The organism is Streptomyces sp. KM273126, from assembly GCF_004337435.2.
In the GTDB taxonomy this organism is placed as follows: Bacteria; Actinomycetota; Actinomycetes; order Streptomycetales; family Streptomycetaceae; genus Streptomyces; species Streptomyces acidicola.
In genome coordinates this window covers 1,693,128-1,707,738 of record NZ_SJXB02000002.1, presented here as the reverse complement: position 1 = coordinate 1,707,738, position 14,611 = coordinate 1,693,128, and the positions used below count along the sequence as shown (strand labels likewise).

Below are 14,611 nucleotides of genomic sequence, written 5' to 3'. Positions count from 1 at the left end.
TCTGTCCTGACAACGGGTCCGCGCTTCGGGCAGTTCCAGGTCCCGACCCTGATGTGCCCCTGATGGAACCCTGATGCACCCCCTAGGTCCTCAGAAGCGCCCCGCGCCGCCCTCGCACCTTCCAGCCGTCCCGCCGTCTCTCGGAAGCACCCGGAGTGCTGTATCCTCGGCGGCTCGACTCCAGTAGTCAAGTTTGAGGAACACGTCATCACTGTGCAGAGGACTCCCGCAACCACACCGACCGAGATCGCCGGACTGGCCTGCTGCTGTGCCGTGTTCGTGCCCGCAGACCCGGCCCGTACCGGCCATGTCGCCTTCTGGCGGCCCGACGGTGCGGCACCCCCGGTGCCGACTGCCGGCTCCACCGGCGCGGTGACCGTCGTCGTGCCCGGCGACCAGGACGTCGAGACGGTGACCGTACCCACTGTCCTGCTGCCGGTGCGGGCCGCGCTGCCGGTCCTCACGCGCGCGCGTGCGGCCGCCGGTGCACACCGGGCGACCGCGTTCTGGGGTGCGGCCGCGGTGTTCGCGCTCCAGCTGGCCGCGCGGGGGCTTCTGCTGCCCGGACTGTCCGCCACCGACCACGACGCGTGGCGCACGGGCCCGCTGCGGGCTGACGACCTGGAGCGACTGCGTGAGCTGGCCGCCGCGATGCCGCCCGAGGCCCACGCCGTGCCCCTGGACGACGTCGAGTCGCTGCGCCTGCCGGACCCGGAACGACTGGTACGCGGTTTCCTCGACGCGGTTGCCGACTCGCTGCCCCGCTCCCCCGCCGCGGGCCTCGCGGCGGGCGGGCCGGCGTTCGCCGCTCCGGAGCCGCAGCACCTGCCCGGGCAGCGTGCCTGGGCGTCCGATGTCGCCGCCGGACATGACGCCGGGGTCCGCCTCTCGTTGCGTGTCGAGGTGCCCGGTCTCGCGTCCGACCCGCCGGACGAGACACGGCTGCCGTTCCGTGTCGTACCGCAGGTCCACAGCGTCAGCGATCCCGGGCTCGTCGCGGACGCCGCCTCGGTGTGGGCCGGGACCGAGGCCTTCGGCCCCCGCGCGCGCATGGACGCTCTGCTCGCGCTGCGGCGCGCGGCCCGTGCCTGGTCACCTCTGGCACCGTTGCTGTCGGCGGCCGTGCCGGACTCATGGGAACTCGCCGACGACGAAGTCACCGACCTCCTCGGCGAGGGCACCCGGCTCCTCGCCGTCGCCGGAGTCGACGTGCACTGGCCCAGGCAACTCGCGCACAGACTGACCGCCCGTGCGGTCATCGGACCGCCGGACGACGACCAGGACCCGGACGGCCCCGAGTCGGACACGCCGTCGTTCCTCTCCGCCGACGCGCTGCTCGCCTTCAACTGGTCCTTCGCGCTGGGCGACCAGCAGCTCACCCGGCAGGAGCTGGACCGTCTCGCCGAGGCGAACCGTCCCATGGTGCGGTTGCGTGACCAGTGGGTCCTCGTGGACCCCGAGGAGGTACGCCGCGCCCGCGCGCAGCAGGACCGCAAGGTCACGCCCGTCGACGCCCTCAGCGCCGCCCTGACGGGCTCCACGGAGATCGACGGCGTCCGGGTCGATGTGCGGCCCACGGGATGGCTGGCGACGCTGCGGGAGCGGCTGGCGGACCCGGAGGGGCAGGAGCCGGTCGGGCAGCCCGCCGCGCTCGCCGCGACGCTGCGCGACTACCAGCTGCGAGGGCTCAACTGGCTGGCCCGGATGACCTCGCTGGGGCTCGGCGGCTGCCTGGCCGACGACATGGGCCTGGGCAAGACCATCACGCTCATCGCCCTGCATCTGCTCCGGCAGACCGACCCGTCGGCCGCGGGCCCCACACTCGTGGTCTGCCCGACCTCACTGATGGGCAACTGGCAGCGCGAGATCGAGAAGTTCGCGCCCGGCGTCCCCGTGCGCCGCTTCCACGGCTCCAGGCGCTCCCTGGAAGGGCTGGACGACGGCGAGTTCGTGCTCACCACGTACGGCACGATGCGCCTCGACGCGCCCCAGCTGGCCGAGGTCGCCTGGGGCATGGTCGTCGCGGACGAGGCACAGCACGTGAAGAACCCGTACTCGGCCACGGCGAAGGAGCTGCGCAGCATCGGTGCACGCGCACGCGTGGCGCTCACCGGCACTCCCGTGGAGAACAACCTCTCCGAGCTGTGGGCGATCCTCGACTGGACGACACCGGGCCTGCTCGGCAGGCTCGGCACCTTCCGCACCCGGTACGCGCAGGCAGTCGAAGGGGGCCAGGATCCCGCCGCGGCGGCGCGGCTCGCCCGGCTCGTGCGGCCGTTCCTGCTGCGCCGACGAAAGTCGGACCCGGGTATCGCGCCCGAGCTGCCGCCGAAGACCGAGACCGACCGCGCCGTGTCGCTCACGAAGGAACAGGCGGGGCTGTACGAGGCCATGGTGCGCGAGAGCCTTTCCGAGATCTCCGGTGCCGACCACATGGCGCGGCGCGGGCTGATCGTGAAACTGCTGACCGGACTGAAGCAGATCTGCAACCATCCTGCGCAGTTCCTCAAGGAGGAACGACCGAGGATCACGGGCAGGTCGGGGAAGCTGGAACTGCTGGACGAACTGCTCGACACGATCCTCTCCGAGGGGGCGAGCGTTCTCGTCTTCACCCAGTACGTGCAGATGGCGAGGATCATCGAGCAGCATCTGTCCGCGCGCGGCGTGTCATCGCAGTTCCTGCACGGCGGCACGCCGGTCCAGGAGCGTGAGGAGATGGTCGGGCGGTTCCAGGACGGCGCAGTCCCCGTCTTCCTGCTGTCGCTGAAAGCCGCGGGCACCGGGTTGAACCTGACCCGGGCCGAGCACGTCGTGCACTACGACCGCTGGTGGAACCCGGCCGTGGAGGCGCAGGCCACCGACCGCGCGTACCGCATCGGCCAGACCCGGCCGGTCCAGGTGCACCGCTTGATCGCGGAGGGGACGATCGAGGACCGTATCGCGGACATGCTGCTGCGCAAGCGGGAGTTGGCCGACGCGGTGCTCGGTTCCGGTGATGCGGCGCTCACCGAACTGTCCGATGCCGAACTGGCCGATCTGGTGGAGCTGCGAGGGGGCGCACGATGAGGGAACACGACACCGAGCGCACGTTCGCGGCGCTGCCGCCCGCGCACGGGCGGGGTTTCGCCCGGACCTGGTGGGGCCTGGCGTGGCTGAAGGCTCTGGAGGACGCGGCCCTGGACTCCGAACAGGTCAAGACCGGCCGCAGGCTCGCGCGCGCGGGAGCCGTGGGCTCCGTGTCGGTGCGCCCGGGGCGCATCACCGCCGTCGTCCAGGACCGCGATCGCACCGCGCACCGTGCCGACGTCCTGCTGCAGGAACTGTCCGCGGAACAGTGGGACCGCTTCCTGGACATGGCCGTCGAACGGGCCGGGCACATCGCGGCCCTGCTCGACCGTGAGATGCCACCGCATCTCGTCGAGGACGCCGCCGACGCCGGGGCAGAACTCCTGCCGGGGCTCGGCGACCTGGAGCCGGAGTGCGAGTGCGGCGCCTGGGACCACTGCGGTCACACCGCGGCGCTCTGCTATCAGATGGCGCGGCTGCTGGACCAGGATCCGTTCGTACTGCTGCTGATGCGTGGACGCAGTGAGCGCGAGGTCCTCGACGATCTCCAGGTACGCAGCGTCACCCCGAGCGAGGAGCCCACGAACTCCCAGGAAGCCTCTCAGGAGGGCGTGGACGCCGCCGAGGCCTACGCGACCGGGAGCATCCTGCCGCCGCTCCCCTCTGCCCCGGAGCTGCCCGCGCAGCCCGGCTCCCCTCCCTCGCTGGACACCGAGACCCCGCCCGCACCCGGTGTCGACCCGGCCGCTCTGACGTTTCTCGCGTCGCGGGCCGCGGCGGAGGCCCACCGGCTGCTCTCCGCGGCGCTTGTATCGGAGCACGAACAGGACGCGGTCGAGGAGGAGTTGACGCTCTTCCAGGATGCCGTCCGACTCGCCGCCGACGCTTCCGAAGCGGCGATTGCCGCACGCCTGGCCGAGGGGACGGGGCGCGGGCGGGAGGAACTGGAGATCGCCGTCCGTGCCTGGCGGTACGGGGGTACGGTCGCGTTGTCGGTGCTGGAGGACGAGTGGGTCCCGGAGGCAAAATCGCTCGCACGCGCGCGTGCCGCCCTGGAATCGGCCTGGGACGATGGTGATCGGCCGCGGCTGCGCACCGCCCACAACCGATGGACAGTGATCGGCGCCTCGACCCAGCTGCGCCTCAGCCGGGACGGCCGCTGGTGGCCGTACCGCAAGGAGCACGGCCGCTGGGTGCCCGCCGGACCGGCGGCCCATGATCCGGCCACGGCGTTGGCGTCGGTCGACGGCGAGGCCTGATCCCGCGGCCCCCATTGCGCGCGGGATCCGCCGCTCTCGGCGGGCGCCTTCTCGTTGCATCATCCGTCACCGTTGAACAGAGGATTCCGGCGCCCTTCCGGAGGCATGCCTCCGGAAGGGCGCACCAGAGGCACTACGGGCCCGAGACCCGCGCACGCGTGATCAACCGCGGGCACCCAGCAGATGATCCATCGCCAGCTGGTCAAGCCGCTCGAACGCCATCCCGCGCGCGGCGACGGCCTCCGCCTCGAAGTCTTCGAAGGCCGTACGGTCCGCGAGAAGCGCCTTCAGGCCGTCGGCCGCCGTCGGCTGGGCCAGCTCGTCCAGGCGGGAGGCACGCAGGGCCTCCTGGACCTCGGGGTCGGCGCGGAAGGCAGCCGCCCGCTCCTTGAGGATGAGGTAGTTGCGCATGCAGCCCGCGGCCGACGCCCACACGCCATCGAGGTCCTCGGTCCGCGGCGGCTTGAAGTCGAAGTGGCGCGGGCCCGCGTAACCGGCGTTCTCCAGGAGGTCGACCAGCCAGAAGGCGGCGCGCAGATCGCCGGCTCCGAAGCGCAGGTCCTGGTCGTACTTGATGCCGGACTGGCCGTTGAGGTCGATGTGGAAGAGCTTGCCCGCCCACAGGGCCTGGGCGATGCCGTGCGGGAAGTTGAGGCCGGCCATCTGCTCGTGGCCCACCTCGGGGTTGACGCCGTAGAGCTCCGGGCGCTCCAGGCGCTCGATGAAGGACAGGGCGTGACCGACCGTGGGGAGCAGGATGTCGCCGCGGGGCTCGTTCGGCTTGGGTTCGATCGCGAAGCGGAGGTCGTAGCCCTGGGAGGTCACATACTCGCCGAGGAGGTCGAAGGCCTCCTTCATGCGGTCCAGCGCGAGACGGACATCCTTGGCGGCGCCGGACTCGGCGCCCTCCCGGCCGCCCCAGGCGACGTAGACACTGGCGCCCAATTCGACCGCCAGGTCGATGTTGCGGATCGTCTTGCGCAGCGCGTAGCGGCGTACGTCGCGGTCGTTGGCGGTGAACGCGCCGTCCTTGAAGACGGGGTGCGTGAACAGGTTGGTGGTGGCCATCGGCACAGTCATGCCGGTCGCGTCGAGAGCCTCGCGGAAGCGCTTGATGTGCGCCTCGCGCTCGCTGTGCGAGGACCCGAAGGGGATCAGGTCGTCGTCGTGGAAGGTCACTCCGTGGGCACCGAGCTCCGCCAGACGCTGCACTGTCTCGACCGGGTCGAGGGCGGGCCGAGTGGCGTCGCCGAACGGATCCCTCCCCTGCCAGCCGACGGTCCACAGGCCGAAGGTGAACCTGTCCTCGGGGGTGGGCTGGTAGTTCATGCCGCGGCTCCTTGCTCGCTCCGACTATTTCGTCATGGCGCTTAACAAATTAGTATGCGGAGGCATCTCTGGGAAGAGAGGCATCTCTGCGAAGAGGCGACGTGTCTCCGTGTCTCCGTAAGGAGACTGTGTGTGGCATCCGGGCCGCGCGGTCCGGGAGACTCCACGTAGCAGGAAAGATCCCGCGAGCCGCGGAAGAGGGAGAGCCCGATGTCAGCAGCCGAGGGTCCGCTCGTCGTCGGGGTGGACACATCCACCCAGTCCACCAAAGCCCTGGTCGTCGACGTGTCGACCGGGCGGGTGGTGGCGAGCGGTCAGGCACCGCACACCGTGTCTTCCGGGGCGGGCCGGGAGAGTGATCCGCGGCAGTGGTGGGACGCGCTGTGTGCGGCGCTGCACCAGTGCGGGGAAGCGGCGCACGAGGCCGCAGCCGTGTCGATCGGCGGACAGCAGCACGGGCTCGTCACACTCGACGCCCAGGGCGACCCCGTTCGTCCGGCGCTCCTGTGGAACGACGTGCGGTCGGCTCCGCAGGCCCGCCGTCTGGTGGAGGAGCTGGGTGGCTCGAAGATCTGGGCCGAACGCACCGGAAGCGTGCCTGGTGCCTCCTTCACGGTCACGAAGTGGGCCTGGCTCGCCGAGAACGAGCCGGAGGCGGTCCGCGCGACGGCCGCCGTACGTCTGCCGCACGACTACCTCACGGAGCGCCTGACCGGACAGGGCACGACGGACCGCGGTGACGTCTCCGGTACAGGGTGGTGGGCGTCCGGGACGGAGGCGTACGACGAGGAGATCCTCGCCCACGTGGGGCTCGACCCGGCGCTGCTGCCGCGTGTGGTCCGCCCTGGTGAGGTGGCCGGCACGGTGCGGGACACGCATGATCTGCCGTTCTCCAAGGGCACGCTGGTCGCCCCGGGCACCGGCGACAACGCGGCGGCCGCGCTGGGGCTCGGGCTGCGTCCCGGCACACCGGTGCTGAGCCTCGGTACCTCCGGCACGGTGTATGCCGTCTCGACACGGCGTCCCGCCGATCCCACCGGCACCGTGGCGGGCTTCGCCGACGCGCGCGGCGACTGGCTGCCGCTCGCCTGCACCCTGAACTGCACGCTCGCCGTCGACCGCGTGGCGACACTGCTGGGCCTGGACCGCGAGGCCGTCGAGCCCGGCACGAGCGTGACCCTGCTCCCCTACCTGGACGGCGAGCGCACCCCGGACCTGCCGCACGCTTCTGGTCTGCTGCACGGTCTGCGGCACGACACGACGGCCGGACAACTCCTCCAAGCGGCGTACGACGGCGCGGTGCACTCGCTGCTGGGCGCCTTGGACCTGGTACTCGACGCGGACGCGGACCGCTCCGCGCCGCTGCTGCTCATCGGCGGGGGTGCGCGGGGAACGGCCTGGCAGCAGACGGTACGGCGACTGTCGGGGCGTCCTGTGCAGGTACCCGAGGCCAAGGAACTGGTCGCGCTCGGCGCCGCCGCCCAGGCCGCCGGGCTGCTGACCGGCGAGGACCCGGCGGCGGTCGCACGCCGCTGGGACACCGCCCGCGGACCCGTTCTGGACCCGGTGGAACGGGACGAGGCAACGCTGGCCAGGATCACCGGGGTACTCTCCGACGCGGCGCCGCTGCTGGAGCGGGAGCCCGACCACCGCTGACGGGGGCCACCTCCACGAGGGTGGGGCGCCGAGCAGAACAGCCCCGGGGCCGGACACGTTCATCGGGCTCGGCGCCTCTCGCAGGAGACGTCCGGACGAGGACTGACGGAGGAATGACCGCACCACTGCACGAGGCTCACCCGACGAGTCCCGGGCGTCGGCTGCCCGACACCCAACAGGGCATGCGCCGTCGCAACCTCTCCCGGGTGATGCACACCCTCAACGCCGAAGGGCCGCTGTCCCGTGCCGCCGTCGCCTCGCACATCGGCCTGACGAGGGCGGCCGTGTCGACGCTGGTCGACGAGCTCATCCGTTCGGGTCTGCTGGAGGAGCTGGGGCCCGAACGGCCCGGCAGGGTCGGCCGGCCGGGTTCCGCGCTTGCCCTCAGCGGGCGCGGCCCGGCCGGAATCGGCGCGGAGGTCGGCGTCGACCATCTCGCGGTGTGCGCGGTCGACCTGCGGGGCGAGGTACGGGCACGGGCCGTGCGGCACGGCGTGAACCGCGGCCGCTCACCCGAGCCCGTGATCGGCGAACTGACGACGCTGGTGGAGCAGGTCGTCGCCGCTGCGGCACAGGAGGGACTGTGGCCCGCGGGCCTCGCGGTCGCCGTACCGGGCCTGGTGGCACGGGACGCCCGTACGGTGGTCCGCGCCCCCAACCTCGACTGGCACGACACGGACCTCGGCGCGCTGTTGTCCGGCGACCTGCCGCTGACAGTGGACAACGAGGCCAACTTCGGCGGCCTCGCCGAACTGTGGCTCGGCGAGGGGACCCCGCGCGACTTCCTGCACGTCTCCGCCGAGATCGGCATCGGTGGCGCGGTGGTCGTGGATGGCCGACTGCTGCGGGGAACCCGCGGTTTCGCGGGCGAGTTGGGACACGTGCCCGTCCGTCCGGAAGGGCCTCAGTGCGCGTGCGGCGGGCGTGGATGCCTGGAGCAGTACGCCGGTGAGGAGGCCGTCCTGCGGGCGGCCGGTCTGACACCGGGCGAGGATCACGTCGAGTTGCTGGCGGAACGTGCCGCCGAGGGCGACAAAGAGGTGCGGCGTGCCCTGCGCGGTGCCGGAACCGCGCTCGGTATCGCGCTGACCGGTGCGGTCAACCTGCTTGACCCGCAGACCGTGGTGCTGGGCGGGGCGCTGGCGGGACTCGCGCCGTGGCTGCTGCCGTCGCTGGAGCGGGAGCTGGCCCGCCGCACGGCAGGCCCCGCCTGTGCCGTGACCGTGTCGCGCCTGGGTCCCGAAGGCCCTCTGCTCGGAGCGGCACATTCGGTGGTGCGGGGCGTGCTGGACGATCCTGCCGCGGTGGCTGGGCGGCCGTAACGCACGGGTAAACAGGGCGGCTTCCCTCATGTGAGTGACGAAGTTATCCACATTTCCGATGCTGTCCACCGGAATCAGCACGTTCTTCCTGACTGATCGCCGAACGCCGTACCGTGATCCACGTGAGGCGCAACCGCCCTGACGGTGACTGCGTGTTCGCTCGCATCGGGATTCACACATCGGGGGGTCACATGGTCATGGAGACGGTTCCAGAGCTGCTGCGCGAGGCCCACGGCACGCGGCGGCTCCCGTTACTCACGACGCCACAGCCACCACCTCGCGCACTGCCGCACCCCTCCTCCTGCCTCACCCCCCACTCCCGAAAGGCCATCACCATGGAGCGAGCCAGATCGTTCCCCAGCAGGCGACGGCTACTGAAAGGCGCAGCCCTCGCTGCGATCCCCTACGCGCTACTGCCGGATCCCCAGGCCGGCGCGCAACCGCAGGCACTTGACTACCCGCACGCCATATGGCGGCCGGCGAGTGCGTCCAACTACACGGAGGCGGAGCGCCCAACGAGCCACTCCCTCGACTACGTGATCATCCACGTGACACAGACGACATACAGGAAGGCCCTGTCCGTCTTCCGGGACCCGCGGAAGAAGGTGTCCGCCCACTACCTCGTGCGGTCGGCCGACGGCTCCGTCGCGCAATGTGTGCGGGAACGCGACATCGCCTGGCACGCCGGCAACTGGGACCACAACACGCGGAGCATCGGCATCGAGCACGAGGGCTGGGTGGACCAGGCCTCGTACTTCACCAACGCGATGTACCGCCAGTCGGCCAAACTCGCCGCTGCCATCTGCACCAAGTACGGCATCCCGAAGGACCGGGCCCACATCATCGGCCACCACCAGGTACCGGGCAGCGACCACACCGATCCCGGGCCGAACTGGGACTGGGCACGGTACATAGAACTGGTCAATTCCTCGTGACGCCGTATCGGGGCCGGCAGCTCGTCCAGACGGGACTCGGAGGTGACAGTCTCGGAGGTGACAGTCGAGGAACTTGTCCGGGCTCGCGGTGAGGGCGACGATTGGCTGGGAGCCGCATCGCTTTCCGGGGAGGCCGAGTTGACCGATCCATGGGTGGCCCTGGAACCGGGCGCCGATCCCGTCGAGCGGGTACGGGCACTGCGTCGCGCGCATGAGACGTTCACCGAGGCGGGCACGGTGGGGCGACCGGTGCGTTCCGTGGTGGCCGACTCGTGGCGGCGTTCGGCGAAGGCGGGGGTCGGCCCGGACGGCACCGCGAGCGTGGAGCTCACGGACGGGGACCTCGGTTCCTACCGGGCGGAGCACCCGCTGGCGCGGGTGATGCCGTTGGTCCGGGAACTCATGGGCACCTTCGCGTCGGACGGCGAGCATCTGGTGGCGGTGTGCGACGCGCAGGGCAGGATGCTGTGGGTCGAGGGGCATCCGGCGACCCTGCGGCGGGCGGACCGGATGAACTTCGTTCCGGGCGCGCGCTGGGCGGAGAGCGCGGTCGGCACGAACGCGCCGGGTACGGCGGTCGCCGTGGACCGGCCGGTGCAGGTGTTCGCGGCGGAGCACTTCAGTCGGCGGGTCCAGCCCTGGACATGCGCGGCAGCGCCGGTGCACGACCCGCGCACCGGCCGGGTGCTCGGCGCGGTGGACATCACCGGTGGGGACGGGCTCGCGCATCCGCACAGCCTGGGCTTCGTGCAGGCGGTGGCGCGCGCCGCAGAGTCCCAGCTCTCGCTGCTCATCCCGCCCGAGACGGCGGCCGCCGACGCGCTCGGCCTGACCGCGCTCGGACGGGACGAGGCCCACCTGGTCGTGGACGGCCGGAAGATCAGACTCAGCCGTCGGCACAGCGAGATCGTGGTGCTGCTCGCCCGGCACCCGGAGGGGCTGACCGGCGACGAGCTGCTGTGCGCGCTGTACGAGGACGAGTCGGTGACACCGGTGACCCTGCGCGCCGAACTGGCCCGGCTGCGCAGGCTGCTCGGTCCTGCGCTTCTGGGCTCCCGGCCGTACCGGCTCATGCTTCCGGTCGAGTCCGATGTCGCCGTCGTGGAGAGGAGGCTGGAGACGGGCACGGTCACGGCGGCCGCGGCGGCGTACGGCGGTCCGCTGCTGCCAGGTTCGCAGGCCCCGGCGGTGGTGCGGCTGCGGCAGCGGCTCGCCGACGGGCTGCGTACGGCGCTCATCGCCCGCCGCGACCCCGACCTCCTGGCGGACTGGGCACACGCGCCGTGGGGCGAGGACGACCTCGACGTATGGCGCGCTCTGGCGGCCGTCCGGCCGACGGCAGCTGTGCGGGTGCGCTTGGAGGAGCTGGAGTCCGAGCTGGCGGCACCACCGGGGTGGGCACGTCAGTCGGCCCGCCCGACGCATCACTGACTCACCGGCACCGCCCCGGCACGCCCCGCACCCGCCCCCGCCCCCGCCCCCGCCCCCGCCCATCAGTACCCAGCACCCAGCACCCAGCACCCAGCACCCAGCACCCAGCACCGCAACGTTCTCGCAACGTCGGTGTTCCTAGCCTCGCGGCGAGAGCTGCCCAACGGCGGGCAGTGCGTTCTCGGGAGGCAGGCACCATGACGCGTTACGCAGCGCCCGGTACTGACGGCGCGATCGTCTCGTACGAGGCGCGCTACGACCACTTCATCGGCGGCGAGTACGTACCGCCGGCCACTGGGCGGTACTTCGCGAACCCGAGTCCGGTGAACGGGCAGCCGTTCACGGAGATCGCCCGGGGAACCGCCGAGGACGTGGAGCGGGCGCTGGACGCGGCGCACGCGGCCGCGCCCGCCTGGGGCCGCATGTCCGCGGGCGAGCGTTCCGACATCCTGCGCAAGATCGCCGACCGGATGGAGGCGAACCTGGAGAAGCTGGCGGTTGCGGAGAGCTGGGAGAACGGCAAGCCTGTCCGGGAGACGCTGGCCGCCGACATCCCGCTCGCCATCGACCACTTCCGGTACTTCGCGGGAGTGATCCGCGCACAGGAGGGTTCACTCGCCGAGCTCGACGACGACACGGTCGCGTACCACTTCCACGAACCGCTCGGCGTGGTCGCGCAGATCATCCCGTGGAACTTCCCGATCCTGATGGCGACGTGGAAGCTCGCGCCCGCGCTCGCGGCGGGCAACGCGGTCGTCCTCAAGCCGGCCGAGCAGACACCGGCGTCCATCCACTACTGGCTGAGCCTGGTGGCCGATCTGCTGCCGCCGGGGGTGGTGAACATCGTCAACGGGTTCGGCGTCGAGGCGGGCAAACCCTTGGCGTCGAGCTCACGTGTGGCGAAGGTGGCGTTCACCGGCGAGACCACGACGGGGCGGCTGATCATGCAGTACGCCTCGGAGAACATCACTCCGGTCACCCTCGAACTCGGCGGCAAGTCGCCGAACATCTTCTTCGACGACGTCTCGTCGGCGAACGACGACTTCCTCGACAAGGCGCTCGAGGGCTTCACGATGTTCGCGCTCAACCAGGGCGAGGTGTGCACCTGTCCCTCGCGGGCGCTCGTGCAGCGTGGCCACTATGCGGAGTTCATCGAGGCTGCGGTGGCTCGCACCGAACTGATCAAGGCCGGGCACCCGCTGGACACGGACACGATGATCGGCGCCCAGGCCTCCAACGACCAGCTGGAGAAGATCCTCTCCTACCTGGACATTGGTCGGCAGGAGGGCGCGAGGGTGCTGACCGGTGGTGAACGCGTCGAGTTCGACGGCGAGTTGAAGGGCGGCTACTACGTCCAGCCGACCATCTTCGAGGGCGACAACCGTATGCGGATCTTCCAGGAGGAGATCTTCGGTCCGGTCGTCTCCGTGACCTCCTTCGACGACTTCGACGACGCCATGAAGATCGCCAACGACACGCTGTACGGCCTCGGGGCGGGCGTGTGGACGCGGGACATCAACACCGCCTACCGCGCGGGGCGTTCCATCCAGGCGGGCCGCGTCTGGACGAACTGCTACCACGCCTACCCGGCCCACGCGGCCTTCGGCGGCTACAAGGGCTCGGGCATCGGCCGTGAGACCCACAAGATGATGCTGGACCACTATCAGCAGACGAAGAACCTGTTGGTGTCGTACTCGCCGAAGAAGCTGGGCTTCTTCTAGACGCAGAAAAAGGGCGCCTGACCAGGGAAGATGTCCGGCAGGCGCCCCTCTCGGCGCACATCTAAGCGAGCCGAAACACGCCCTTACTCCCGATATCTCCCACCCGTATCCCAGCTCTGACCAGCAGTTCCGGGGCATTTCCGGGCCAAGGCACGTCGTCACGGTACTTCGAGAAAGGGCGGGAACGTCGCTTTCGCGATAGCGCCCTTCGTCACCCTCACCACGGTCGCCGGAGCGCCGGTCACACCCTCCGGCAGGGACGGGGTGAGCAGATACACACCCGGTTCCACATGGGCGAAGCCGAACCAACCCGAGCCGTCGCTGAGCCGGATGGTCTTCTCACCGCCACTCGTGAGCGGGTCGAGTGTCACCGGCACCTGGTCCAGCGGGCCGCCGCCCCGGAACACGAGCCTGCCCGTGACATGCCCGTCCCGGGGTGACGCCTTCCACGGCATGCTGGGCACCGCCGCCTCGTCCTTGAACGGCGCGCCCTCGCCCTGCGTCAGCGCCTTCGCCAGCTTGGCCCGCTCGACCGCCGAGCCGTTGGCCGCTACATCCTTGCTGGGACTGGCGTACGAGTAGCCGCTCCAGCCGGCCGCGGTATTGCCTGCCGCGCTGGGCCGCAGTGCCTCCCTGATCTGGCTGAGCGAGTCCGCGACGCCGTTCAAGTACAGCGCGGGTCCGTTGACCGCCTGCCGCTCACCCTGGTGGTCGGCCAGGAACTCGGACCACTCGGAGAACATCAGCGCCTGGTCCGGGTTCCAGTTGCGCTTGTAGTTCATGGTCACGGCAGTGTCCATGATCCCCTCGTCCAGCCATCCCGCCCAGTCCTGCAGGACCTCGGCATAAGTACGTGTGGCCTGCCAGCCGCCGACCGCCTGCGGCCCGTGCCCGTAGGTGATGGCGTCCATCGACAAGCGGGCCTGCGGGTCGACCTCCCAGACACCGAGATAGATCTTGCGCACCAGATTGGTGACCTGGCTGCGCCGCCAGTCACTCCAGGCCGTGTCGGCCGGCAGGGGTACGTCCGTACGGCCCGTCGCCTGTTGGAACCGGGCGACGGACACATCGTTGTAACCCCAGTCGCTGTGCGTGGTGGTGGAACTGCCGTCCGGGTAGCGGACATAGTCGAGGTTGACGCCGTCCACGTCGTAGTTGCGGACAATGCTCTGGATGCCGCGGACGATGTAGTCGACGGCCGCCGGATGGCCGGGGTCGACATAGGCGTTGGCGCCCACCAGTTCCTGGCCGTCGGCCTTCTTGTTGAGCCAGCGGTCGGCGCCGGTGGCGCCCGGGCCGTGCTGGTTGAAGACGTGGTCCGGGGAACGGGGCGGGGTGGTGCTGTTCCACATGGTGTTGACGTTGACCCAGGCGTGCACCTGCAGTCCGGCCGCGTGCCCCTGCCGGACTATTTCCTCCAGCGGATCGTAGGGCTCCGGAGCGATCGAGGCGTCGGTGCGCGGGTACAGGGCGTTGTTGCAGAAGCAGTCGTAACGCCGGGCTGTCTGAACGATCAGAGCGTTGGCGTTGGCGTCCAACGCGTCTTTGACCAGCGCCGCGACCTGCGCGGGGGTGTAGATGCCCGGGTTGAACGCGTCCACCCAGTAACTGCGCCACTGGGCCGGCGCCGCCGCGCCGCCGTCGGCGTGGGCGGGCGGCGCGGTGACCGCGCCGAGGAGCAGGCCGAGGCCCGCCGCCAGGGTTGTGAGTACGCGAGGCAAACGCATGTGATGTGTCCCCCTGTGGAGTTCATCGGCTACGGGCGTACTTCGTGGGAAGGCGGTGGGCCCCGGCTGGTCCGAGTGCCCCGGCAGGCAGCGTGTGCCCGTCAAGAAGCGGCGTCCGGTGCGCGCTGTCGGCGTGCCGGCCGGAAGTCCTCGTGCTGTACGTAC

At 70.8% G+C, this 14,611-nt stretch carries 9 protein-coding genes; 7 read left to right on the top strand and 2 right to left on the bottom strand.

Annotated elements, in window-relative coordinates; translation table 11 throughout:
* Window positions 1-213: 213 nt before the first annotated feature.
* A complete protein-coding gene (locus E0500_RS38215) occupies window positions 214-3,066 on the top strand; it encodes a DEAD/DEAH box helicase (protein ID WP_131564441.1) in 2,853 nt (950 codons plus the stop codon).
* Window positions 3,063-4,325, top strand: a complete 1,263-nt coding sequence (locus E0500_RS38210) for an SWF or SNF family helicase (RefSeq protein WP_131564443.1) — start codon at window positions 3,063-3,065, stop codon at window positions 4,323-4,325. The genes E0500_RS38215 and E0500_RS38210 overlap by 4 nt, the downstream gene beginning before the upstream one ends.
* 162 nt (window positions 4,326-4,487) lie before the next feature.
* Here the strand turns inward: E0500_RS38210 and xylA are convergent, their stop codons facing one another.
* The gene (gene xylA / locus E0500_RS38205) at window positions 4,488-5,654 is read right to left on the bottom strand and encodes a xylose isomerase (RefSeq protein ID WP_131564445.1); all 1,167 of its coding nucleotides are present in this window, start codon (window positions 5,652-5,654) and stop codon (window positions 4,488-4,490) included.
* 210 nt (window positions 5,655-5,864) lie between these two features.
* Here xylA and xylB point away from each other — a divergent pair, with 210 nt between their 5' ends.
* The 5 genes from xylB (at window position 5,865) to adh (ending at window position 12,719) form a co-directional block, all read left to right on the top strand.
* Window positions 5,865-7,310 (top strand): xylulokinase, encoded by a 1,446-nt coding sequence (gene xylB / locus E0500_RS38200; RefSeq protein WP_131564447.1) that lies wholly within the window; start codon window positions 5,865-5,867, stop codon window positions 7,308-7,310.
* Between the two features lie 113 nt (window positions 7,311-7,423).
* A complete protein-coding gene (locus tag E0500_RS38195) occupies window positions 7,424-8,632 on the top strand; it encodes an ROK family transcriptional regulator (RefSeq protein WP_131564449.1) in 1,209 nt (402 codons plus the stop codon).
* 335 nt (window positions 8,633-8,967) lie between these two features.
* Complete coding sequence (locus E0500_RS38190; RefSeq protein ID WP_131564451.1) at window positions 8,968-9,567, top strand: N-acetylmuramoyl-L-alanine amidase; 600 nt, start codon at window positions 8,968-8,970, stop codon at window positions 9,565-9,567.
* A gap of 138 nt (window positions 9,568-9,705) precedes the next feature.
* Entirely contained in the window at window positions 9,706-10,998 is a 1,293-nt protein-coding gene (locus E0500_RS38185; protein ID WP_181587362.1) for a GAF domain-containing protein, read from the top strand.
* Between the two features lie 197 nt (window positions 10,999-11,195).
* Entirely contained in the window at window positions 11,196-12,719 is a 1,524-nt protein-coding gene (gene adh / locus E0500_RS38180; RefSeq protein ID WP_131571131.1) for an aldehyde dehydrogenase, read from the top strand.
* Window positions 12,720-12,877: 158 nt separating this feature from the next.
* Here adh and E0500_RS38175 read toward each other — a convergent pair whose 3' ends face one another.
* Complete coding sequence (locus E0500_RS38175) at window positions 12,878-14,446, bottom strand: glycoside hydrolase family 10 protein (RefSeq protein WP_131571133.1); 1,569 nt, start codon at window positions 14,444-14,446, stop codon at window positions 12,878-12,880.
* Window positions 14,447-14,611: the final 165 nt, after the last annotated feature.